Raw genomic sequence first — 20,992 nt, 5'->3', positions numbered from 1 at the left:
TGACATCGTGTCAGGGACGAGCGTGGGGGGACCATGTTCACCATCGGAGACTTCGCCAGACTCGGCCGGGTGTCGGTGCGGATGCTGCGCCACTACGACAGCATCGGCCTGCTGCGCCCCGCCAGCGTCGACCCGCACACCGGTTACCGCTTCTACCAAGCCGACCAGCTGCGCCGACTCAACCGGGTGATCGCCCTCAAGGACCTGGGCCTCACCCTCGAGCAGGTGCGCGTGATCGTCGACGATGCTGTCGACGTGGCCGAGCTGCGCGGCATGCTGCGGTTGCGCCGCAACCAGCTGGCGGCGCAGCTCACCGCGGACAGCGCCCGGCTCGCGGCCGTGGAGGCGAGGCTTCGAATGATCGAGTCGGAGGGTCGGATGACCACCCAGGACGTCGTACTCAAGGAGATCGCGCCCGTTCGCGTCGCGGAGCTGACGGCGGTCGCGCCCAGTTACGAGAGCGAGGACATCGGTCCGGTGATCCAGCCGCTCTACCCGGAGCTGTTCCGACGGTTGGCCGCCGCCGGGATCACGCCGACGGGGCCGGGCATCGCCTGGTACGAGCCCGCCCCCGGCGACGACGGCGACGCGGTGGTGGTGCACGCCGGGGTGACCGTCGACGTCGGGGCGACCGGCGCATCCGACGTCGCGGTGGTGGACCTGCCCGCCGTACGCACCGCCGCGACGATCATCCACCACGGCCCGATGGACGACGTGGAGCAGAGCATGCAGGTGCTCGCCCGGTGGGTCGAGGAGAACGGCTACCGCACCGACGGCTTCACCCGAGAGGTGTATCTGGACTACTGCCCGGACACGCCGGAGAAGGGCGTCACCGAGCTCCAGCTCGCCGTGCACCGGGGCTGACCGGGCCGCCCAGCGTCAGGTCCGATCGCCGCCAGCACCCGCGCCGTCCCCAGGGCACGCTGGACGGATGACGAACCGCACCACGTTCCGCGTCCACGCCCTGCCGGCCGCGGCGCTCGACACCATCCGACGGACCGGCCGTGACGCCGCCGACCAGCCCGTTGAGGCACTCCTGGCCGGTGGCGGAGAACCACTGCGCTGCTGCCTGCGCGATGCCGAGGAGGGGGAGGAACTGGTGCTCTTCGGCTACGCACCGCCGGTCGCCGCCGGCCCGTACCGCGAGATCGGCCCGGTCTTCGCGCACGCCGCCGCCTGCCCAGGCCCGGACGCGGCCGGTGGTCACCCGCCGGCATGGCGGGGGCGCCCCCAGGTCCTGCGGGCGTACGACCGGCAGGGCCGGATCTGCGGCGGCCAGCTGCACGACGGCACCGACCCGGAGGCGGTGATCGCGGAGCTGTTCGGTGACCCGGCGGTGCACCAACTGCACAGCCGCAACGTGGTGTACGGGTGCTTCATGTTCGCCGTGCGGCGGGCCGCCGACTGACGCTCAGGCCACCAGCAGCAGCGCGCCGACCGCGGCGAGGGTGCCGGTGACCGCGAGCACCGTGCTGGTCAGCACGAACCGGGTCACCGGCACCGCCACGCCGGCCGCCCGGCACCGCTCGAACCACAGCAGGGTGGCCAGCGACGCCCAGGGGGCGGCCAGCGGGCCGACGTTGGTGCCGATCAGCAGTGCCAGCAGGCGGGTGTGGTCGCCGGCCGGCAGCACCGCCTCACCGGCCAGGTAGGCCGGCAGGTTGTTCACCGCGTTGGCCAGCAGCGCGCCCGTGCCACCGGCGCGCAGCGCGCCGAGCGCACCACCGTCGGTGCCCAACAGGCCGCCCACCAGGTCGTCCAGCCCGTGCCGGCCGAGGGTCTGCACCACGAGGAACAGGCCGGTGACGAAGAGCAGCAGGCGCACCGGCACCAGCCCCGGGCGCAGCGTGGCGGGGGAGCGGACGGCGAACCCGACCAGCACCAGCGCGACCGCGACGCTGCTGGCGAGGCCGATCTCCACTCCGGCGAGGATGCCGGCGACGAAGATCAGGCAGCCGGCGAGCGCGGTGCGGTGCAGCACCGGATCGGCCGGTACGTGCCGGGCCGGCGGAACGAAGCGCCCACCGGCGGGCCGGTCCCGTCGCCACCACACGAACCAGAGCAGCAGCATGGTGACCGTCACCGCGGCGAGTTGCGGCAACGCCATCCGGGCCGCGTACGTCAGGGGCGCCAGCCCGACCCGGTCGGCGGCCAGCAGATTGGTCAGGTTGGACACCGGCAACAGCAGGCTCGCGGTGTTCGCCAGCCAGACCGTGGTGACCGCGAGCGGGCCGGCCGGGACGCGCAGGTTCCGGGCCAACGCGAGCAGCACCGGGGTGAGCAGTACGGCGGTGGTGTCGAGGTTGAGCACGAGGGTGGTCAGCGTGGCGAGGCCGCCACAGAGCAGGAACAGCGCCGCCCAACTGCCCCGGGAGGCGATGGCCAGTCGGCTGGCCAGCACATCGAAGACGCCGGCCACGGCGGTCAGCTCCGCGAGCACGATCACGGTGCCGAGGAAGAGCAGCAGCGGCAGGATCCGGTGCAGAGTGGCGGTGGTCTCCGCGCGGGGCAGCAGCCCGCTCAGCGCGCAGGCCGCGCCGGCCACGGCGAGGACGACCGCCACCAGGTCCAGCGGGTGGGGTCGCCAGCGCGTGGTCGGCTCGGGTGGTGCGGGTGGTGCGGGTGGTGCCCCGACGGCAGACGTCACATCTGCCCACGCTGGCACAGCGCCCGACCAGCCGATCGTCAGCCCTCGTCCGAGTGACGGGCCCCACCGGACCCGTAGTCCGGACAGCGCCGGGCCCGGCCCCCGGAGATCGGGGACCGGGCCCGGCGTCGCGCGCGGTGCCTACCAGCCCAGGTAGCTGGGTTGGGTCTGCACGTTGAGCTCCTTGTAGCGGGTCAGGTTCGCCGTCCAGGTGCGCCAGTCGTTCAGCTCCAGGACGTCCAGGCCCTTCACCATGTCGTTGGAGTAGATGTGGCCGTTGTAGTAGTACGCGGACCAGGTGCCACCGCCGACGAACGTGTCGGCCGAGAGCGGGCCGCGCTCCCAGAAGGCGATCTCCTTCGGGTGGGCCGAGTCGGTGAAGTCCCAGACCGAGATGCCGCCCTGGTACCACGCCTGGACCATGATGTCCTTACCGAGCACCGGGATCAGCGAGCCGTTGTGGGCCACGCAGTTCTCGGTGTCGGCGTTGTTGCGGGGGATCTTGTAGTAGCTGCGGAAGGTCATCGCCCGAGCGTCACCGCGGCCGGTGATGTCGTAGATGGCGTCTGCGCCCCGGTCCGGTCCGATGGCCTCGTTGCAGGTTGCCGCCCCGCCACCGCCCAGCTCGTCGGTGAAGATCACCTTGGTGCCGGAGTTGTTGAAGGTGGCCGAGTGCCAGAACGCGAAGTTGGCCGTGTCCCGGACCCGGTTGATGACCCGGGGTGCCTCCCGGTTCTTGATGTCGAGCAGGATGCCGTCACCCATGCAGGCGCCGGCCGCCAGGTCCTTCGACGGGTAGGCGGTGATGTCGTGGCAACCGGTGGTCGCCGAGCCGGTCGGGCTGCCGGGGAAGCCGCCGTCCGGGAAGAGGTTCGGCGTCGCGACCACGGCCGCGTCGGTCGGCTTCTTCAGCGGCACCTTGATGATCGAGATGGAGTCGTGCGGCGGCTGGCAGTCCGGGAATTCGGCCCGCGGGCTGTACGACGAGACGTACAGGTAGACGGCTTTGCGGTCCTTGCCCGGCACCAGGGTGTGGGTGTGCGAGCCGCAGGCCGTCTCGACGGACTTGATGTAGCGCGGGTTGGCCTTGTCCTTGATGTCGAAGACCCTGATGCCCTCCCAGGACCCCTTCACGTCCGCTCCCTGCGTGGTGCTGTTGCAGGAGTCGTCGCTGCGGGACGAGTCGGTGGAGAGGAAGAGCAGGTCCCCGTGGACGGAGATGTCGTTCTGCGACCCCGGGCAGAGCACCCGGGCCTTGACCGTCGGCGCGCTGGGCCGCGAGATGTCGTAGATGACGAAGCCGTTGTAGTTGCCGGCGAACGCGTACCTGCCCTGGAAGGCGATGTCGCTGTTGGTCGCGTCCAGTGGGGCGACCTTCGGCACGTTGGCGATCTGGCGCAGGTTGGGGCTGCTGACGATTTCGTCGACGCCGGGGATCGTGTTGGTGGGGGCGGCGGCCGGAGCCGGGTCCTGCACCACCTGGGCGTTGCTCGCCGGGGCGACGAGAGCGCTGGCGACGAGGAGGCCGGTCGTGGCGATCGCCACGACGCGGAGTTGTCGTATCCGAGGCATGTGGAGTCTGATCATCGGCGAGGCCCTTCGCAAGGGGAAGACGATGGTTGACACGTTACCGCCCGACGATGATCGTCGATGTGACCCAGGTCACATCAAAGTGTGTTCTTCAATGGATAGCATCGCGATGACCTCGACCCCAGGGAGTGGCCCATGACCAACCGGCGCGCACGAACCCTGGCGGTCGTCACACTCGCGCTCCTGCTGCCGTTGGTGGCGTTCATCGTGATCCGCTCCGGGGGCGACGCCGCAACGGGCACCGCACAGCCGGTCTCCGCGCCCGCACCCGTCGTGACACCGCCGGCCAGTCCCGTACCCACCGACCTGACCGTCATCGCGCCCGGCCGCCCGGGTGAGTCGGCGGCCACCCGCGCGGCCCACGAGGTCCGCGACGCCGGCCCCGCTCCGCACAACTCGTTGGACGTCGTGTTCGTACGGATGATGATCCCGCACCACGCGCAGGCCCTCGCGATGGCGGAGCTCGCCCCCGACCGGGCCGCCGATCCCGACATCCGTGCCCTCGCCGAGCGCATCCGCGCCAGCCAGGGGCCGGAGATGGGCATGATGCGCGGCTGGTTGCAGACCCGTGGTCTCCCGGCGGAGGTCCAGGGGCACGACCACGGCACCATGCGCGGCATGCAGACACCCGAGGCGATGCGGCAGCTCGCCGCCACCCGTGGCGCGGACTTCGACCGGCTCTTCGTCCGGATGATGACCGAGCACCACGAGGGTGCCATCGAGATGGCCACCAACCTGCTCACGGTCGGTTCCGACCTGACGCTCAACGAGTTCGCCAACTCGGTCGCCACCGAGCAGACCGTCGAGATCGACCGCATGCGCGAGGTCCTCGGCCGCTGAGCCGGGCCCCCGGCACGTACGCTGGGTGACCGTGAGACGCACGATGTTCGGTCGCCCGCTGCGCGGCGTCGCCTTCGACGTGGCCGTCTCCGCCCTGGTGGCGCTCGTCGCCCTGACCAGTGCGGTGAACCAGCCGGGCGGTTGGGCGGCCACGCTTGTCGGCGCGGGAATGGCGGCGGCGCTGCTGTTCCGCCGCACCCACCCGAGCGCGGTGACCGTGGCGGTCGCGGCGCTCGCTCTGGTCCAGGTGATCGCCGAGTGGGGCCCGCTCGTCTACGACGTCGCCGTCCTGATCGCGCTCTACAGCGTGGTGAAGTACGGCAAGCGGCTGCGCGACGGTGTGCTCGCCGGCGCGGTCGCCGCCGTGGGCGTGCTGCTCGCCGCCGCGCAGACCCCGGGCGTCATCAGCTGGTGGGTGACCGCCCTGTGGTACGCGCTGGTCACCGGTGCGGTGTGGTTGGTCGCCCTGAACGTGCGCACCCGCCGGCTCTACGTGCTCAGCCTGGAGGAGCGGGCCACGACGCTGGAACGCGAACGGGAGGCCGAGTCCCGGGCCGCGGTCGCCGAGGAGCGCACCCGGATCGCTCGGGAGCTGCACGACGTGGTCGCCCACAGCATGGCGGTGATGATCGTTCAGGCGGACGGCGCCCGGTTCATGCTCGACCGCGACCCCGCCCAGGCCCGCACCGCCGTGAAGGTCGTCGCGGACACCGGTCGGCAGGCACTGGAGGAGATGCGCCGGCTGGTCGGGGTCCTCCGCGACGCCGGCCCGGCCGGAGGGGACGGGCTCGTGGTGGCCGCCGACCCGGAGCACCGGCGCCTGGCCCTGGCCGAGGTGCCCGACCTGCTGGCCCGGTTCGGCGACGCCGGGCTGCGCATCCGCAGCACCGTCACCGGCGAACCACCGGCCCTGCCCCCGGGGTTGGAGCTGACCGTCTACCGGGTGGTGCAGGAGGCACTGACCAACGCGCTCAAGCACGCCGGCGTCGGTGCCGGCGTCGAGGTCGCCCTGGCGTACACCGCCGAGGCCGTCGTGGTCCGGGCGGTCGACAACGGTCAGGGCCGCCCGCTGGTCAGCCCGGCGCCGTCCGGCGGTCACGGTCTGCTCGGCATGCGGGAGCGGGTGACGGTGTACGACGGCAGCCTCACCGCCGGCCCCCTACCGACCGGGGGTTGGCAGGTCGAGGTCCGGCTACCGCTACCGTCTGAGCCGGTAACGGAGGTGATCGCGGCATGACGGTCCGGGTGGTGATCGTGGACGACCAGGCGCTGGTCCGCGCCGGGTTCCGGATGGTGCTGGGCTCCCAGCCCGACCTGGAGGTCGTCGGGGAGGCCATCGACGGCGCGGACGCGCTGCGGGTGCTCGCCCGCACCGAGGCCGACGTCGTCGTGATGGACATCCGGATGCCGACCATGGACGGTGTGGAGGCGACCCGGCGGCTCTGCGCCGACCGGCCCGCGGGCCCGCCCCGGGTGCTGGTGCTGACCACCTTCGACACCGAGGCGGACGCGTTCGCGGCCCTGCAGGCCGGGGCGAGCGGGTTCCTGCTCAAGAACGTCCCGCCGGAGGAGCTGCTGGCCGCCATCCGGGTGGTGGCCCAGGGCGACTCGGTGGTGGCCCCGTCGATCACCCGGCGGCTGCTGGACCGGTTCGCCGGCCAGCTCGGCGCCGCCCCGAGCGCCGACCCTCGGCTCGCGCAACTCACCGAACGGGAACGGGAGGTGCTGCTGCTGGTCGCCCAGGGGCTGTCCAACGCGGAGATCGCCGCCCGGGCGCATGTGGCCGAGGCGACGGTGAAGACCCACGTCGGCAGGATCCTGGCGAAACTCCAGCTGCGCGACCGGGTCCAGGCGGTGGTCCTGGCGTACGAGAGCGGACTGGTCACACCCGGCGGATGACGTCGCGTACGACCTGGGTCGTACCGGCCGGTGGACGCACCGCGACCAGGGACGCACGCAGGTCGAGCGCTCAGGTGGAGATCGACAGACCCACGCCGGCCATAGCGTCGGAGGGGTCCGATCCGCCACCTGCACCGGGAGCCCCGCATGATCCGCCTGACCCTGCGCTCGTTGCGCGCCGAGGCGCTGCGCATGCTGCTCTCCGCGCTGGCCGTCGTGCTCGGTGTCGCGTTCGTCGCCGGCACGATGATCTTCGTCGACGGGATGAGAACCGGGGCGTACGAGCGGGCCGGCACCTTTGACCGCCACACCGACCTGGGTGTCTACTCGGCCGGCCGCGAGGTGCTGCCCACTGCCCTGGTCGACCGGGTGCGCGCGGTCGACGGGGTGGACGCCGCAGCCGGTGAACTGACCAACACCGCCGGGATCGTCGGCGCGGACGGTCGTCCGGTGCTCGGCTTCACCATGCTCGTCGCCATCCCCACCGAGGACGCGCTGCGCTCGTACGACGTGGTCGCCGGTCGGTTGCCCGACCGGGCCGGGGAGGTGGTGCTCGACGCGCCGACGGTGGCCGAGGAGGGCTACGCGCTCGGCGCTGCGGTTCGCATCGGCGGCAGCGGTGGCGCCGCCCGCCCGTACACCCTGGTGGGCACGGTCGACGTGGCTGGCACAGTCCGCGACGTCGGCGGTCCGTTCGTCGGCCTGGTCGGGCCGGATGCGTTGGCTCTCACCGGCGAGCGAGGCTATGGCCGCATTCTGGTGGCGGCCCGACCGGGAGTCTCCGTCACGGCGCTGGCCGATCGGCTGCGCGCCGTGGCGGGCGCCGACGCCACCGTGAAGAGTCGCCAGCAGATCCTCGACGAGGCCGTCGAGGATGCGGTCCGCAACGTGGACCAGTTCCGGATGCTGCTGTTGATCTTCGTGGGGGTCGCCGTGGTGGTGGCCGGCTTCGTGATCGCCAACACCTTCGCGATCGTGTTGGCACAGCGCACCCGGCGGACCGCGCTGCTGCGCCTGATCGGCGCCACCCGAGGGCAGGTCTTCCGGGCCGCACTGCTGGAGTCGGCGGTGCTGGGGCTTGTCGCCTCCGCGCTCGGCGTCCTGCTCGGGGTTGCCCTCGCCGGTGGGCTGCGGCTGCTGATGTCCCGACTGGACGTGCCGGTCACCGGTGGCCTGACCGTGACCGGTTCGACCGCCCTGACCGGCCTGCTGCTGGGCACCGCGCTCACCGTGTGCGCCGCCCTGCTGCCGGCCTGGCGGGGGACTCGGGTCGCCCCGGTCGCCGCCCTCACCGACGCCGCGGTGCAGCCCAGCCACGGTGCTGGTCGGGTCCGGCTGACCTTCGGCGCGGTGGTGTTGGCCCTCGGTGTCGCCGCCCTGGCCAGTGCCGCCAGCGCCGGTCAGCTACTGCTGGTGGCGGTCGGCGGGGTGCTGGCCTTCTTCGGGATCGTGCTGTTCGGGCCGGTGCTCGTCCCGGCGCTGGCCCGGGTGTTCGGTTGGCCGATACGTCGCGTACTCGGGGCGACCGGCGACCTGGCGGTGGCCAACACGGTCCGCAATCCGCGGCGGGTCGCCGCGACCGCCACCGCCTTGGTGATCGGGATCGGCCTGGTGTCGGCGTTCATGGTGGGCGCACGCAGCACCAAGGACGGCATCGAACGCAGCGTGGACGTCCAGATCGGAACGGATTTCGTGGTCAGCGGAATCGGTCAGGACCTGCCTGCCGTGCTCGCCGGTGAGCTAGCCGCCCGCCCCGAGCTGGGTGTGGTGCACGAGCAGCGCAGCACAGTCGTTGCCGACGTCGAGATCCGCGCGGCCCACCCGGCACTGGTCGGCCGGACGCTGAGTGGGGTGCTGGCCGGCGCCGCCGACCGGGTCGGGCCGGGGCAGGTGCTGGTGCACCGGGAGTTGGCGCGGGCGCGCGGCTGGCAGGTCGGCTCCCCGGTGACCGTCCAGGGGAGGTCGTTCCGGGTGGCCGCCGTGGTCACCGACGACACACCCGGCGGCGAGGCACCCGCAGGTCACGTCATCGACATGGCCGACGAGGACTTCGCCACCCTCTTCCCCGGTCAGCGAGGCTTCCTCGCCGAGATCGACCCCGCTGCCGGGGTGAGCGCCGAACGGGCACGGGACGCGATCGAGGCGGTGCTGGGTCGCTATCCAACGGTGAACCTGATGGACCAGGGCGCGTACAAGAAGACGCTCACCGGCACGGTGGACATGCTGCTCGCGTTCGTCACCGCGCTACTCGGCCTGGCTGTGGTGATCGCCCTGGTTGGCGTGGCGAACACGCTGAGCCTGTCGGTGGTCGAGCGGACCAGGGAGAACGCCGTACTGCGGGCGGTCGGGCTCACCCGAGGGCGCATGCGGGCGGTGCTCGCCGTCGAGGCGGTGCTGATGGCGCTGGTCGGCGCGGTGCTCGGCGTCGGGCTGGGCACCGGCGTCAGCGCCTCCGCGATGGCGCTGCTCGCGCGCCTCGGCGGGGACTTCCACGTGGTCCTGCCGCTCGGCCAGCTCGGGCTGATCCTCGGCGTCGCCGTGCTGGCCGCCCTGCTCGCCTCGGTGCTGCCGGCCCGCCGGGCGCTGTCCCGCCCGGTCGTCGAGGCGCTCGCCGACCAGTGACCGGTGGCTGTCCCGACCGGGCGGATGCCGCCGTGGCGACGCGGACGGACGTCCGCCGGCCGGCCCCGCCGTCTTCCCCGGCGGCGGGACCGGCCAGCGGCGCCGGGCCTACAGGCGCTCGACCATCGGGCCGACGCACCGGTTGCGGGTGTCGAAGACGTAGCGGGCGTGCCGGACCACGAGGTCGTAGTCGAAGCTGTCATGGTCGGTGACCACCACGACCGCGTCGGCGGCGCCCACCTCCCGCTCGGTGAGCTCGACCACGGTGACCCCGGCCGGGATCTGGTGCGCCTCGGCGTAGGGCTCGACCGCGTGGACGTCGGCACCGAGGGCCTGCAGCCGGCGGGCCACGTCGACCGCGGGGGAGTCCCGCATGTCGCCGGTGTTCTTCTTGTACGCCAGACCGAGCAGCAGCAGTCGGGCACCGCTGACGGCCCGGCCGTCCCGGTTCAGCCCCGCCATGACCCGCTGCGCGACGTGCTCGGGCATCTCGTGGTTGATGTCGTTGGCCAGCTCGATGAATCGGAACTGCCGGCCGAGGCGGCGCTTGACCTGCCACGACAGATAGCACGGATCGATCGGTAGGCAGTGCCCGCCGACGCCGGGGCCGGGCCGGAACGGCAGGAAGCCGAACGGCTTGGTCTCGGCGGCGTCGATCGCCTGCCAGACGTCGATGTCGAGGTGGTGCGAGAGCATGGTCAGCTCGTTGATCAGCGCGATGTTGACCTGGCGGAAGGTGTTCTCGATCAGCTTGGTCAGCTCGGCGACCCGGGTGGAGTCCACCGGCACGGTGCGTTCCACGAGGCGCTGGTAGAACTCGTCCACCCGCGCCAGCGACGTCGGGTCCACACCCGAGACCACCTTCGGCGTGTTCTCCAGCCGCCAGGTCGGGTTGCCCGGGTCGATCCGCTCCGGGCTGTAGCCGAGGTGGAAGTCGCCGGGGCTGCTCAGCCCGCTGGCCGATTCCAACAGCGGGCGCAGCAGCTCCTCGGTGGTGCCGGGGTACGTGGTCGATTCCAGGATCACCGTGCAGCCCGGGCGTACGTACGGGCCGATACCGACGCCGGCCTGCTCGACGAAGCTCAGGTCGGGGGTGCCGTCGCGCAGTGGGGTCGGCACGGTGATGACGCAGATGTCGAAGCCTTCGGCATCGGTGTACTCCGTGCTGGGGTTGTACCGGCCGCTACCCAGCGCCCGGCCCAGCCGGTCGGTCGGGATGTCCTCGACGAACGACTCACCGGAGGCGAGACGCTTCACCCGGTCGGCGTCGACGTCGAGGCCGACCACGTCCAGCCCGGCCTCCACGGCACGCATCGCCAGCGGCAGTCCGACGTATCCCTGACCGATCACGACCAGCTTTTCAGCGCTCACCCAGGCTCCCGCAGCAGATGGTGGAAATGGCCTGCTGGGAGCCTAGAGGCGTCTTCGGTGACGTAAGTCCGTTTTGGTGATATCGGTGCTGGTGGGACTGCCCGCGATGGTCGGCGCGGCTCGGCTCAGCCGGCCACCGGCCCCTCCGGAACGGTCGGCGGGCCCGTGGTGGCGGGTGGGGGTTCGGACGAGGGCGGCGGATCGCTCGGAGGCGGCGCGCTCGTCGGCGGCACGGTGGGCGGCGGCGCGGTGGTGACCGTCGGCGTCGCCGTCGGCGGGCTGGTCGTCTGGCTCGGCTGCATGCTCGGCGGGACGGAGACCGACGCCGACGGGTGGTTGTCGGGGGCGTTCGGCCGGTCGGGTCGGTCGGGGCCGTCGGTGGCGATCTGCTCGTTCGCCGCCGGCAGGTCCACTGGGCCGGTCGGCGCCTCCGTCGGGGAGGTGGCCGGCAGATGGACGGCCGGGTCCTTGCTGGCGTTGCGGTCCGCGGCCAATGCCGCGCCGAGCCCAACCAGCGCGACCAGTACGGCCGCCGCCGCGCCGACCAGTGGACCCCGACGTCGCCTGCGCCCCGCCTGCGCCCTGGTCGCCACTGCCGCGCCTACCGGCGCGTCGGTGCGGGTGCCCGGCCCGGCGTCGCGCAGCGCGACAGGCGTCGCCATCGCCGTCGGCGGCTCGCCGCCGGTGACCGCGGTCCGGGCGGCCTCGGCCATCGCCGCGCCGCTGGTGAACCGATCGAGCGGATCCTTGGCCAGTGCCCGGGACACCAGGGCGCGGACCGCCTCCGGGATGTCGTGCGGCAGCTCCGGCGGCTCGTCGTCCAGGTGCCGGACGGCGACCTGGAGCGGGTTGTCGCCGGTGAACGGCGGACTGCCGGTGAGGCAGCAGTAGGTGACGGCACCCAGGGCGTAGATGTCGGTGGCGCCGCTGACCGGTCGGCCGGCGGCCTGCTCGGGGGCCATGTAGAGGGCGGTGCCGGGCACCGCGTTGGTGCTGGTGATGCTGGTGATGTCGGTGGAACGGGCCACGCCGAAGTCCACCAGGACGACCGTGCCGTCCTCCTGCACCAGCAGGTTGCTGGGCTTGACGTCGCGGTGCACGATGCCGCCGCGGTGCGCCGCGTTCAGTGCCGCCGCCGCCTGGGCCACGATCGACATCGTCTCGGCCACGTCGAGTCGGCCGGCCGTCTCGATCCGCTTGGACAACGGCTCGCCGGCGACGAACTCCATGACGAGGTAGTCCGCCCGACCGCCGTCGGGCAGGTCGTCCGCGCCGCAGTCGAAGACCTGCACGATGCCGGGGTGTCGTAGCGCCGCCATGATCCGGGCCTCGGCCCGGAACCGGGCGATGAAGTCGGGGTCGGAGACGAGTGCCGGCAGCAGAACCTTGACCGCGACCTGCCGGCCGAGGATCAGGTCGGAGGCACGCCACACGTCGCCCATACCGCCGGTGGCGACACGTTCGTCCAAGCGGTAGCGACCGCTGAGCACGACCTCCGATGACAACACCGCATTACCGTACCTAGAGCGGCGCGCACCGGCGTGCCACGGCCGGCTGGCGGTGGCGGTGGATGCCGATCGACTCAGCCGCGATGACCAGTGTGGACGCTGCGTATCCGTGACGAGGTCACAACGCGGTGTGACGAAACCCGACATTTTTGGGCGTGCGGACCCTCTTTTACGACAGGAAACCGCCTCCAGGCACGCTCGGCGCCCCCTGGTCACCGGTCGTTACGACGACGCGCCAATGCGCACTGTTGATAATTGTCACTCTTCCGTGACACGACGCCGACTTGTCGCCTCGTCGACCCCCTCCTACCGTTAGCCCGGCTCGGGCCCGGCCGGCGACCTCGGCGGGCGGCACGCCGATGCGGCCGCCCTGGCGCTGGCCCAGACACCCCGCCCCGACCACTGCGGTCGCGGGCACGATCAGTTCGGCGGAGGGCGGTGCGGGAGCTGGCTGGGCGGACGATTCGTACCGCATGGTCTGCCGCAGCGCGGCGGACCGGATCGGCACGCGCCGGGCGATCCGCGGGCCGCGGATGACCGGCGACCTGTCGGAGTCGGTCAGCGCCGCACAGGCCGGCGACGAGGACGCGTTCCGCTACCTCTACCGCAGCCTCCAGCCGGGACTCCTGCGGTATCTGACCGCCCTCGTCGGCGCGGACGCCGAGGACGTCGCTTCCGAGACCTGGCTGCAGATCTCCCGCGACCTGCCCAGTTTCACCGGTGGTGAATTCCGCGCCTGGACCGTCACCATCGCCCGCAACCGGGCGATGGACCACCTGCGCCGGCTGCGCCGCCGACCGTCCCTTCCGGTCCCGGTGCAGGCGCTCGTCGACCTGGCCAGCGACGCGGACACCGCCGAGGGAGCCAGCGAGACGATCGGCACCGAGACCGCCCTCGCACTGATCGCCACCCTGCCACCGCGCGAGGCCGAAGCAGTGCTGCTGAGGGCCGTGATCGGGCTGGACGCGGGATCCGCCGGCCGGGTGCTGGGCCGCCGCGCCGGTGCCGTTCGGACCGCCGCCCACCGCGGTCTGCGACGGCTCGCTGCCCTGCTGGAGCCGCAGACCCCGGCCGGGCCGTCAGCCGGGGTCGAAGGGCTGCCGTCGCCCCGCACGGGCAGCGGCCCATCCCTGCGGGCGCCGCACGCTGAGCCGGCGGACGGCTGACGTGAGGGGATTCCCGATGAACCCGTTCCGGCGGGTCGGCCGTGCCGACAGCGAACGGCTGCTCGACTCGGCTCGCGCCGACGCGGACACCGGCCTGGACCAGGCCCACCCCGCCACGCCCACCGAAGCCGACGCGGCGTCACCTCAGGACCGGACGCCGGCTCGGGCCGCCGTGCCCCCACCGAGCCGGTGGCCAGGTTGCTCGCCGCGGCCGCCGGCCCGATCCGGCCGGCGGAGTTGGCCGGCGAGGAGGCCGCGCTGGCCGCGTTCCGGGCCGCCCGGAGCAACCCGGCGCCGTCCGTGCCGCACCGGCCGCACCGGCGCCGCCTGACCACCGGCGCGGTGGCCTGGATCGGCGCGGTGGCGGCCACCGCCACGGCGGGCGCCGCCTTCGCCGCGGTGACCCGCGACTGGGTGCCGAATCCGGTCGCACCCGCGCCGTCCCGCACGTCACCGACCCCCGACCAGCCTGCGTCCCGGTCCGGCGAGCCCAGTCGCTCGGCGTCCCCCGGCACCCCGTCCCCCGGCACCCCGTCGCCCCGGACCCCGTCGCCCGCCGTGCCGTCCGCCCCCGGCACCGCACCGGCCTACACCGCGCCGGCCGGGCAGTTGCACGGCCTGTGCCGCGCCTGGCAGGCCAAGAAGCCCGAACAGCGGGAGAAGGCGTTGCGGACGCCGGGCTTCAAGAAGCTGGTGATCGCCGCCGGCAGCGCCGAGGAGGTCGAGGCGTACTGCCAGCGGCTGGTGCCCGTGGCGAAGCCGTCCGCTCCGGCGAAGGCCTCGCCGCCCCACCCGCCGACGGGCCGCCCGACCCCGGAGTGAGTGGTCGGCGGCCGGGGCGGTTCGTTCCGCCCTGCATCGGAAATTCGTCTGTTAGACAGAGGTTGGTGGCGCCGTGCACGCCCCTGACGGTGTCGGTGGGTCAGGTTACGGTGGCACAGTGTGCCGGAGCCGGCACACGGAGAGGGGCCCGACTGATGGTGACGTCGCACGAGCTGGATCGCAGCGCCATCCTGCGCGAGTCCGCTGCCGCAGGCCGGCACCTCGCCCGGATCTGCTTCAAGACCGGTCCACCGACACACACTGGCGTCGAACTGGAATGGACCGTGCACGACGCCGCCGATCCCGCCCGCCCCATCGACTCGATGCGGCTGCGGGCGGCGCTGGGGCGGCACAGCCCCGCCACACTGGATGCCATCGGCCCGGCCGAGCCGCTGCGACACGGTGGCATGGTGACCCTGGAGCCGGGTGGCCAGCTGGAGATCTCCACCCCACCCCGTTCCTCGGTCGCGACGTTGATCCAGGCCACCGAGGCCGACATCGCCCAGGTCACCGACCTGCTGGCCGCCGCCGGGATGATCCTCGGCCGCAGCGGCATCGACCCACACCGACGGCCCCGCCCGGTGGTGGAGACTCCCCGTTACCGCGCGATGCGCGGTGCCTTCGACCGGCGTGGTCCGGCCGGCCGCACCATGATGTACAGCACCGCCGGCCTGCAGGTGTGTCTCGACGCAGGCGAGCCGGATCAGGTCGCTGATCGCTGGGCCACGGCCCACGCGGTCGGGCCGCCGCTGCTCGCGGCGTTCGCCTCCGCCACCCGACACGCCGGGCGGCGCACCGGCTGGGCCTCCGCCCGGATGGCGGCCTGGCTGGCCATCGACCCGGCCCGCACCCGCCCGGTCTGGATGCCCGGCCGCGCCGACGAGGACCCGACCGCCACCTGGATCCGGTATGTGCTCGCCGCGCCGCTGCTCTGCCTGCGCCGGCATGGCCCGGACTGGACCGCGCCGCCCGGCGTGACCTTCGCCGACTGGCTCGACGGCGCGCTGCCCCAACCACCCACCACCGATGACCTCGACTACCACGTCAGCACCCTCTTTCCGCCGGTGCGGCCGCGCGGCTACCTGGAGCTGCGCTACCTGGACGCGCAACCCGACCGGGACTGGCGGCTCCCGCTGGCGGTGCTGAGCGCCCTCTTCACGGATCCGGGCACGGTCCGCGGGGCGTACACGATCGCCGCTCCGGTGGCGCACCGTTGGTCGGCCGCCGCCCGGCACGGCCTGGCCGACCCGGCGTTGGCCGCCGCCGCGACGGCCCTGCTCGACCTGGCGCTGACCACCCTGCCCCGGCTGGACCTGCCGGCCGGCACACACGACGAGATCCACCGAGGCGTACGTCGGCGGCTGGCCGCCGCGAGAAGGGGGGACCGGTGAGTGCGAGGAGTGAGCCGGGGTTGCGAGCCCCGCAGTCACGAACGAAGGCGGCGCGGTGAGTGCGAGGAGTGAGCCGGGGTTGCGAGCCCCGCAGTCACGAACGAAGGCGGCGCGGTGAGTGCGAGGAGTGAGCCGGGGTTGCGAGCCCCGCAGTCGCGAACGAAGGCGGCGCGGTGAGTGCGAGGAGTGAGCCGGGGTTGCGAGCCCCGCAGTCGCGAACGAAGGGTGGTGCGGTGAGTGCGGGCACGAGCACGCCGGGGCAGGTCGACGGGGAGCAGTTACGTGACCGGATCGCGGTGGAGTTGGCACGGGCCCGCTCCCGCACCACGTTGCTGACCGAGGTGGTCGACGACGCCGAGCTGATGCGCCAACACTCACCGCTGATGTCGCCGCTGGTCTGGGACCTGGCCCACGTGGGCAACCAGGAGGAGCTCTGGCTGGTCCGCGACGTCGGAGGCCGTGAGCCGGTCCGGTGCGACATCGACGAGCTGTACGACGCGTTCAAGCAGCCGCGCCGGGACCGCCCCGCGCTTCCCCTGCTACCGCCCGCCGAGGCGCGCGCCTACCTGGACACCGTCCGGGACAAGGTGCACGACCTGCTCGACACGGTGGCCTTCACCGAGCGTCCGCTGGTTGCCGACGGGTTCGCCTTCGGCATGATCGTGCAGCACGAGCAGCAGCATGACGAGACGATGCTCGCCACCCACCAACTGCGCTCGGGGCCGGCGGTGCTGCACGCCCCGGCGCCGCCCGAGCCGCCGGGACCGTCCGTGCAGGTCGGCGGGGAGGTGCTGGTGCCAGCCGGCGAGTTCACCATGGGCACCGACACCGACCCGTGGGCTCTGGACAACGAACGCCCCGCGCACCGCGTCGACCTCCCGGCGTACGTCATCGACGCCGCCCCGGTCACCAACGGCCAGTACGCGGCCTTCATGGCCGAGGGCGGTTACACCGATCAGCGCTGGTGGAGCCCGGCCGGCTGGGCACACCGGCTTCGGGAGCAGCTCAGCGCGCCGATGCACTGGCGCCGCGACGGCGACGAATGGTCGTACCGGCGCTTCGGCCGGTGGAGCCGGGTCCGCGCGGACGAGCCGGTGGTGCACGTGTGCTGGTACGAGGCGCAGGCGTACGCGGCGTGGGCCGGCAAGCGGCTGCCGACCGAGGCCGAGTGGGAGAAGGCGGCCCGTTGGGACCCGGCAACCGGGCGGTCCCGCCGTTACCCCTGGGGGGACGACGACCCGACCGAGGCGCACGCCAACCTCGATCAACGTCATCTGTGGCCGGCGCCGGTGGGCGCGTACCCGGCTGGTGCCTCCCCGTTGGGTGTGCACCAGCTCATCGGTGACGTCTGGGAGTGGACGTCGACCGGGTTCGACGGGCATCCCGGCTTCACCGCGTTCCCCTACCGCGAATACTCGGAGGTCTTCTTCGGCGACGACTACCGGGTGCTGCGTGGGGGCTCGTTCGGCACCGACCGGTCGGCCTGCCGGGGCACCTTCCGTAACTGGGACTATCCGATCCGCCGACAGATCTTCAGCGGCTTCCGCTGCGCCCGCGACGCCCGACCGGACGAGTCGTACCGGTGAGTCACCGCGCGCCCGGCGGCCCGGCGGGTGAGGTGGGCTGATGTGTCGGCACCTGGCCTACCTGGGCCCGCCGGTCACCCTCGCCGAGGTGTTGTTCGATCCTCCGCACTCGCTGGTGCGGCAGTCGTGGGCGCCCCAGGACATGCGCGGCGGCGGCACCATCAACGCGGACGGGTTCGGCGTCGGCTGGTACCCGGGCGAGGGTGAGCCGGTGCGCTACCGACGGGCGCAGCCGATCTGGAGCGACCCGACCATCGCTCAGCTCGCGGCGGTGACCCGCGCCGGAGCGGTGCTCGCGGCGGTGCGTTCGGCCACCGTCGGGATGGCGGTGCTCGACGGCGCTGCCGCGCCCTTCGCCGAGGGGCCGTGGCTGTTCAGCCACAACGGTGTGGTTCGCGGCTGGCCGGACGCTGTGGTGCCGCTCGCCGCCGGTCTGCCGGTGCGTGACCTGCTCACTCTGGACGCCGCCACCGACTCGGCGTTGCTCTGGGCGCTGGTGCGGCATCGACTACGCGCTGGCGAGGACCCGGCGGAGGCGGTCGGGCGGACGGTGGCCGACGTCGCCGCGGCCGCCCCCGGGTCGCGGCTCAACCTGCTGCTCACTGACGGGCACCGGGCGGTGGCCAGCGTGGCCGGGCACGCGTTGTCGGTACGCGAGGCGTCGGGCTCGGTGCTGCTCGCCTCCGAGCCGCACGACGACGATCCCGGGTGGCGGGCGGTGCCGGAGGGGCATCTGGTCATCGCCACCGCGGGCGAGGTGCGGGTGCGTCCACTGCCGACCCGGTGAGCCGCACGGGTTGGGCACGCAACTGTTGATCGAGTTGAGAGGTGAACCGATGACCGCGGAACCGCTGGAGATCTACCTCGAAGAGAGCGACCTGGAGCGCGGCCTGCGCGACGACGTGCGGGCCGGGTTGAGCGCCGGGCAGAAGTGGCTGCCGCCGAAGTGGTTCTACGACGCCCGGGGCAGCGAGCTGTTCGAGGAGATCACCCGCCTTCCCGAGTACTACCCGACCCGGGCCGAGCGGGCCGTGCTGGCTGAGCGCGCCCCCGACATCGCGGCGTTGACCGGGGCCAAGACCCTGATCGAGTTGGGCTCCGGCTCGTCGGAGAAGACCCGGCTGCTGCTGGACGCCTTCACCCGCCAGGGCGGGCTGGGCACGTTCGTCCCGCTCGACGTGTCGGTCAGCGCGCTGACCGGGTCCACCGCCCAGATCGCCGCCGACTATCCGAGCCTGCGGGTCCGGGGCATCGTGGGGGACTTCACCCGACAACTGGACCGGCTGCCCACCGGCGGCCGACGGCTGGTGGTGTTCCTCGGCGGCACCATCGGCAACCTGCTGCCCGCCGAGCGGGCCGAGTTCCTGACGGCGATGCGCGCCGCGCTGGAGGTCGGCGACTGGCTGTTGCTCGGCACCGACCTGGTGAAGGACCCGTCGGTGATCGTGCCCGCGTACGACGACGCCGCCGGGGTCACCGCCGAGTTCAACCGCAATGTGCTGTACGTGATCAATCGGGAGTTGGGCGCCGACTTCGATCCGGGTGCGTTCGAGCACGTCGCACTCTGGGTCCCGGCCCACGAGTGGATCGAGATGCGGTTGCGGGCGACGCGGCCGATGCGGGTGCGGGTGCTGGGCATGACCGTCGACTTCGCGGCGGGGGAGGAGCTCCGCACCGAGGTGTCGGCGAAGTTCCACCCGGAGGGGATCGCCGCCGAGTTGGCCACGGCGGGCTTCGACACGACGTCGTTCTGGTCCGACCCGGACGGGCTCTTCGGGGTCACGCTGGCGAGGGCACGGTGAGCGTGTTCACCCGCCTCGACCGGGCCGGGCGGTGATCGGATAGGCTGGTCGCGCGAAGGGGAGTAGCCCCCAATGTCGTGGTCGACATACTGGTGCGTTCCGCATCCGGCCACGCGGCCTCGGGTTTTTTCGAGGCGGGCGAGACCTTCGACTCAGGCTGTTGCAGCCGGGTCGAGGGCGCCCCTGTACCTCCTCCCGGCGTGAACGGGAAGGAAGTCATGGAGGGATTTTTCGCCGCGCTGGTCATCAGCTTCGGCGTCATTTTCGTCGCCGAGCTGGGGGACAAGTCCCAGCTGATGGCGCTGACCTTCGCCACGAGGTTCAAGCCGATCCCGGTGCTGATCGGCATCACGGTTGCCACGGCGGTGGTGCACCTGGCGTCGGTCGCCATCGGCGTGGGCCTCGGTGCGGTGTTGCCGACCGAGTGGATCTCCCTGGTGGCCGGCGTGGCGTTCCTCGGCTTCGGCGCGTGGACGCTGCGCGGGGACAAGCTCACCGAAGAGGAGAAGCGCAAGGCGGAGAAGACCAGCAAGACCGCGATCGTGGCGGTGTCGGTGGCGTTCTTCCTGGCCGAGCTGGGCGACAAGACGATGCTCGCCACGATCACACTCGCCACCAAGTACGGCTGGTTCGGCACCTGGCTCGGCTCCACCATCGGCATGGTGGCCGCGGACGCGCTGGCCATTCTGGTGGGCCGGATGCTGGGTCGCCGGCTGCCGGAGAAGGCCATCAAGTACGGTGCCGCGATCCTCTTCGCCATCTCCGGTCTCTGGCTGATCCTCGAAGCGGTGAACGAGCTGACCTGAGTGCCGACTAGCTGCCCCGAGGGCGGGTAACGGCCCGGGGTGGAGCCCGCCGAGCTGTTGCGCCACGGCGACCAGGTGCTGGTTGCCGTGGTGGAGGTGGCCGGCGCACTGGTCATCTTCGTCGGGGCCGTCTGGGCGGCGGTGCGGTTCGTGGTCGAAGGGCTGCGACACCGCACCGCCGCCATTTTCACTCCGATCCGGCTCTCGCTGGGTCGGTTTCTGACCCTCGGCCTCGAATTCCAGTTGGCGGCCGACGTGCTGCGGACCGCGGTGTCCCCGTCGTTCGAACAGATCGGCCAACTGGCCGCGATCGCGACGATCCGGACGGCGTTGAACTACTTCCTGGGCCGGGAGATCCGCCAGGAGCAGCGCCAGGTGGCCGAGGGGGAGCGTCGGACGTGATGGGCCCCCTGGTCACGGTGGTCACCGCGTTGGCGCTGGTCGCCGGTGTGGTGATCGCGCTCAGCACCGGGGCGCTCCGCACCGCCGTCCGGGTGCTGCTGGACCTGCTGACCGCGGCCGCCCTGCTCCGGCTCGCCGCCGATCCGGGGTGGAGCGGCCTGGCCGGCGCGGTGGCGATCATCGCCCTGCGTCAGCTGCTCGGGGCGGCGCTGAGCGGCCCACCGCCGTGGTCCGGGCGACAATCCCCGGCGTCCTGCGCCGGGGACGATCACCACCTACCGTTGGCGGTAAGAGGCGAAACCGGGGAAAGCGGGAGGGTAACCACATGAGGCGGCACGACGAACCGAACGAGTACGGCTTCGCCGGCGACGGCACCGCTCCCGAGCCGCCGCCCGCAGGCAAGCCTGACGAGCAGGATCGAGTCGAGGCGGTGGCGGTGCCGGGCGACGACCTCACCGCGCCGACGGTCGAGGCGCTGGCCGAGGAGACCGAGGACCTGCCGCCCGCCGAGCGTCGCCGCTGATCGGGAGCCCACGGCCC

The 20,992-nt window shown here is 72.6% G+C and carries 20 protein-coding genes; 16 read left to right on the top strand and 4 right to left on the bottom strand.

All coding sequences use genetic code 11. From position 1 onward, the window contains the following. Positions 1-33: 33 nt before the first annotated feature. Together PCA76_RS17085 and PCA76_RS17080 are read left to right on the top strand one after the other, a co-directional pair. Complete coding sequence (locus PCA76_RS17085) at positions 34-864, top strand: MerR family transcriptional regulator (protein WP_272611424.1); 831 nt, start codon at positions 34-36, stop codon at positions 862-864. 67 nt (positions 865-931) lie between these two features. Beyond that, positions 932-1,408 carry a DUF1203 domain-containing protein gene (locus tag PCA76_RS17080; protein ID WP_272611423.1) on the top strand — a complete coding sequence of 159 codons (477 nt, stop codon included), beginning with the start codon at positions 932-934 and terminating at the stop codon, positions 1,406-1,408. Positions 1,409-1,411: 3 nt separating this feature from the next. On the opposite strand, the gene PCA76_RS17075 is transcribed toward PCA76_RS17080, so the two are convergent. Together PCA76_RS17075 and PCA76_RS17070 are read right to left on the bottom strand one after the other, a co-directional pair. Next, entirely contained in the window at positions 1,412-2,647 is a 1,236-nt protein-coding gene (locus tag PCA76_RS17075) for an SLC13 family permease (protein WP_272611422.1), read from the bottom strand. 141 nt (positions 2,648-2,788) lie between these two features. After that, positions 2,789-4,219, bottom strand: coding sequence for an LVIVD repeat-containing protein (locus PCA76_RS17070; RefSeq protein ID WP_442930266.1), 1,431 nt, complete (start codon positions 4,217-4,219; stop codon positions 2,789-2,791). Positions 4,220-4,372: 153 nt separating this feature from the next. Between PCA76_RS17070 and PCA76_RS17065 the strand changes: the two genes are divergently transcribed. The 4 genes from PCA76_RS17065 (at position 4,373) to PCA76_RS17050 (ending at position 9,598) form a co-directional block, all read left to right on the top strand. Beyond that, positions 4,373-5,077, top strand: a complete 705-nt coding sequence (locus tag PCA76_RS17065; RefSeq protein ID WP_272611420.1) for a DUF305 domain-containing protein — start codon at positions 4,373-4,375, stop codon at positions 5,075-5,077. A gap of 25 nt (positions 5,078-5,102) precedes the next feature. Then, entirely contained in the window at positions 5,103-6,314 is a 1,212-nt protein-coding gene (locus PCA76_RS17060; protein WP_272611419.1) for a sensor histidine kinase, read from the top strand. Continuing rightward, the gene (locus tag PCA76_RS17055) at positions 6,311-6,976 is read left to right on the top strand and encodes a response regulator (RefSeq protein WP_272611418.1); all 666 of its coding nucleotides are present in this window, start codon (positions 6,311-6,313) and stop codon (positions 6,974-6,976) included. Before PCA76_RS17060 ends, PCA76_RS17055 begins: the two co-directional genes overlap by 4 nt. 147 nt (positions 6,977-7,123) lie before the next feature. Continuing rightward, positions 7,124-9,598 carry an ABC transporter permease gene (locus PCA76_RS17050; RefSeq protein WP_272611417.1) on the top strand — a complete coding sequence of 825 codons (2,475 nt, stop codon included), beginning with the start codon at positions 7,124-7,126 and terminating at the stop codon, positions 9,596-9,598. 108 nt (positions 9,599-9,706) lie between these two features. On the opposite strand, the gene PCA76_RS17045 is transcribed toward PCA76_RS17050, so the two are convergent. Together PCA76_RS17045 and PCA76_RS17040 are read right to left on the bottom strand one after the other, a co-directional pair. After that, on the bottom strand, positions 9,707-10,969 hold the full coding sequence (locus PCA76_RS17045; RefSeq protein WP_272611416.1) for a nucleotide sugar dehydrogenase: 1,263 nt from the start codon (positions 10,967-10,969) through the stop codon (positions 9,707-9,709). A gap of 125 nt (positions 10,970-11,094) precedes the next feature. Next, entirely contained in the window at positions 11,095-12,477 is a 1,383-nt protein-coding gene (locus PCA76_RS17040; RefSeq protein ID WP_272611415.1) for a serine/threonine-protein kinase, read from the bottom strand. 473 nt (positions 12,478-12,950) lie between these two features. Here PCA76_RS17040 and PCA76_RS17035 point away from each other — a divergent pair, with 473 nt between their 5' ends. The 10 genes from PCA76_RS17035 to PCA76_RS16990 all read left to right on the top strand — a co-directional run bounded on the left by PCA76_RS17035 (position 12,951) and on the right by PCA76_RS16990 (position 20,975). Further along, a complete protein-coding gene (locus PCA76_RS17035; RefSeq protein WP_442930132.1) occupies positions 12,951-13,643 on the top strand; it encodes an RNA polymerase sigma factor in 693 nt (230 codons plus the stop codon). A 189-nt stretch (positions 13,644-13,832) separates the two neighbouring features. Then, positions 13,833-14,465, top strand: a complete 633-nt coding sequence (locus PCA76_RS17030) for a hypothetical protein (protein ID WP_272611414.1) — start codon at positions 13,833-13,835, stop codon at positions 14,463-14,465. A 155-nt stretch (positions 14,466-14,620) separates the two neighbouring features. Next, positions 14,621-15,856, top strand: a complete 1,236-nt coding sequence (egtA, locus tag PCA76_RS17025) for an ergothioneine biosynthesis glutamate--cysteine ligase EgtA (protein ID WP_272611413.1) — start codon at positions 14,621-14,623, stop codon at positions 15,854-15,856. Positions 15,857-16,089: 233 nt separating this feature from the next. Further along, positions 16,090-17,442, top strand: coding sequence for an ergothioneine biosynthesis protein EgtB (egtB, locus tag PCA76_RS17020; RefSeq protein ID WP_272611412.1), 1,353 nt, complete (start codon positions 16,090-16,092; stop codon positions 17,440-17,442). Positions 17,443-17,482: 40 nt separating this feature from the next. Then, positions 17,483-18,229 carry an ergothioneine biosynthesis protein EgtC gene (gene egtC, locus PCA76_RS17015; protein ID WP_272611411.1) on the top strand — a complete coding sequence of 249 codons (747 nt, stop codon included), beginning with the start codon at positions 17,483-17,485 and terminating at the stop codon, positions 18,227-18,229. A 49-nt stretch (positions 18,230-18,278) separates the two neighbouring features. Then, a complete protein-coding gene (egtD, locus tag PCA76_RS17010; RefSeq protein WP_272611409.1) occupies positions 18,279-19,244 on the top strand; it encodes an L-histidine N(alpha)-methyltransferase in 966 nt (321 codons plus the stop codon). 218 nt (positions 19,245-19,462) lie between these two features. Further along, complete coding sequence (locus PCA76_RS17005; protein ID WP_272611408.1) at positions 19,463-20,050, top strand: TMEM165/GDT1 family protein; 588 nt, start codon at positions 19,463-19,465, stop codon at positions 20,048-20,050. Positions 20,051-20,089: 39 nt separating this feature from the next. After that, positions 20,090-20,452, top strand: a complete 363-nt coding sequence (locus PCA76_RS17000) for a DUF1622 domain-containing protein (protein WP_272611407.1) — start codon at positions 20,090-20,092, stop codon at positions 20,450-20,452. Further along, positions 20,452-20,781 carry a hypothetical protein gene (locus PCA76_RS16995; RefSeq protein WP_272611406.1) on the top strand — a complete coding sequence of 110 codons (330 nt, stop codon included), beginning with the start codon at positions 20,452-20,454 and terminating at the stop codon, positions 20,779-20,781. The genes PCA76_RS17000 and PCA76_RS16995 overlap by 1 nt, the downstream gene beginning before the upstream one ends. Then, positions 20,778-20,975 (top strand): hypothetical protein, encoded by a 198-nt coding sequence (locus PCA76_RS16990; RefSeq protein ID WP_272611405.1) that lies wholly within the window; start codon positions 20,778-20,780, stop codon positions 20,973-20,975. The genes PCA76_RS16995 and PCA76_RS16990 overlap by 4 nt, the downstream gene beginning before the upstream one ends. The last annotated feature ends 17 nt before the right edge of the window (positions 20,976-20,992 follow it).

This window comes from Micromonospora sp. LH3U1 (genome assembly GCF_028475105.1).
In the GTDB taxonomy this organism is placed as follows: Bacteria; Actinomycetota; Actinomycetes; order Mycobacteriales; family Micromonosporaceae; genus Micromonospora.
The sequence above is the reverse complement of the archived record's forward strand: the minus strand, read 5'-3'. Positions and strand labels throughout refer to the sequence as shown.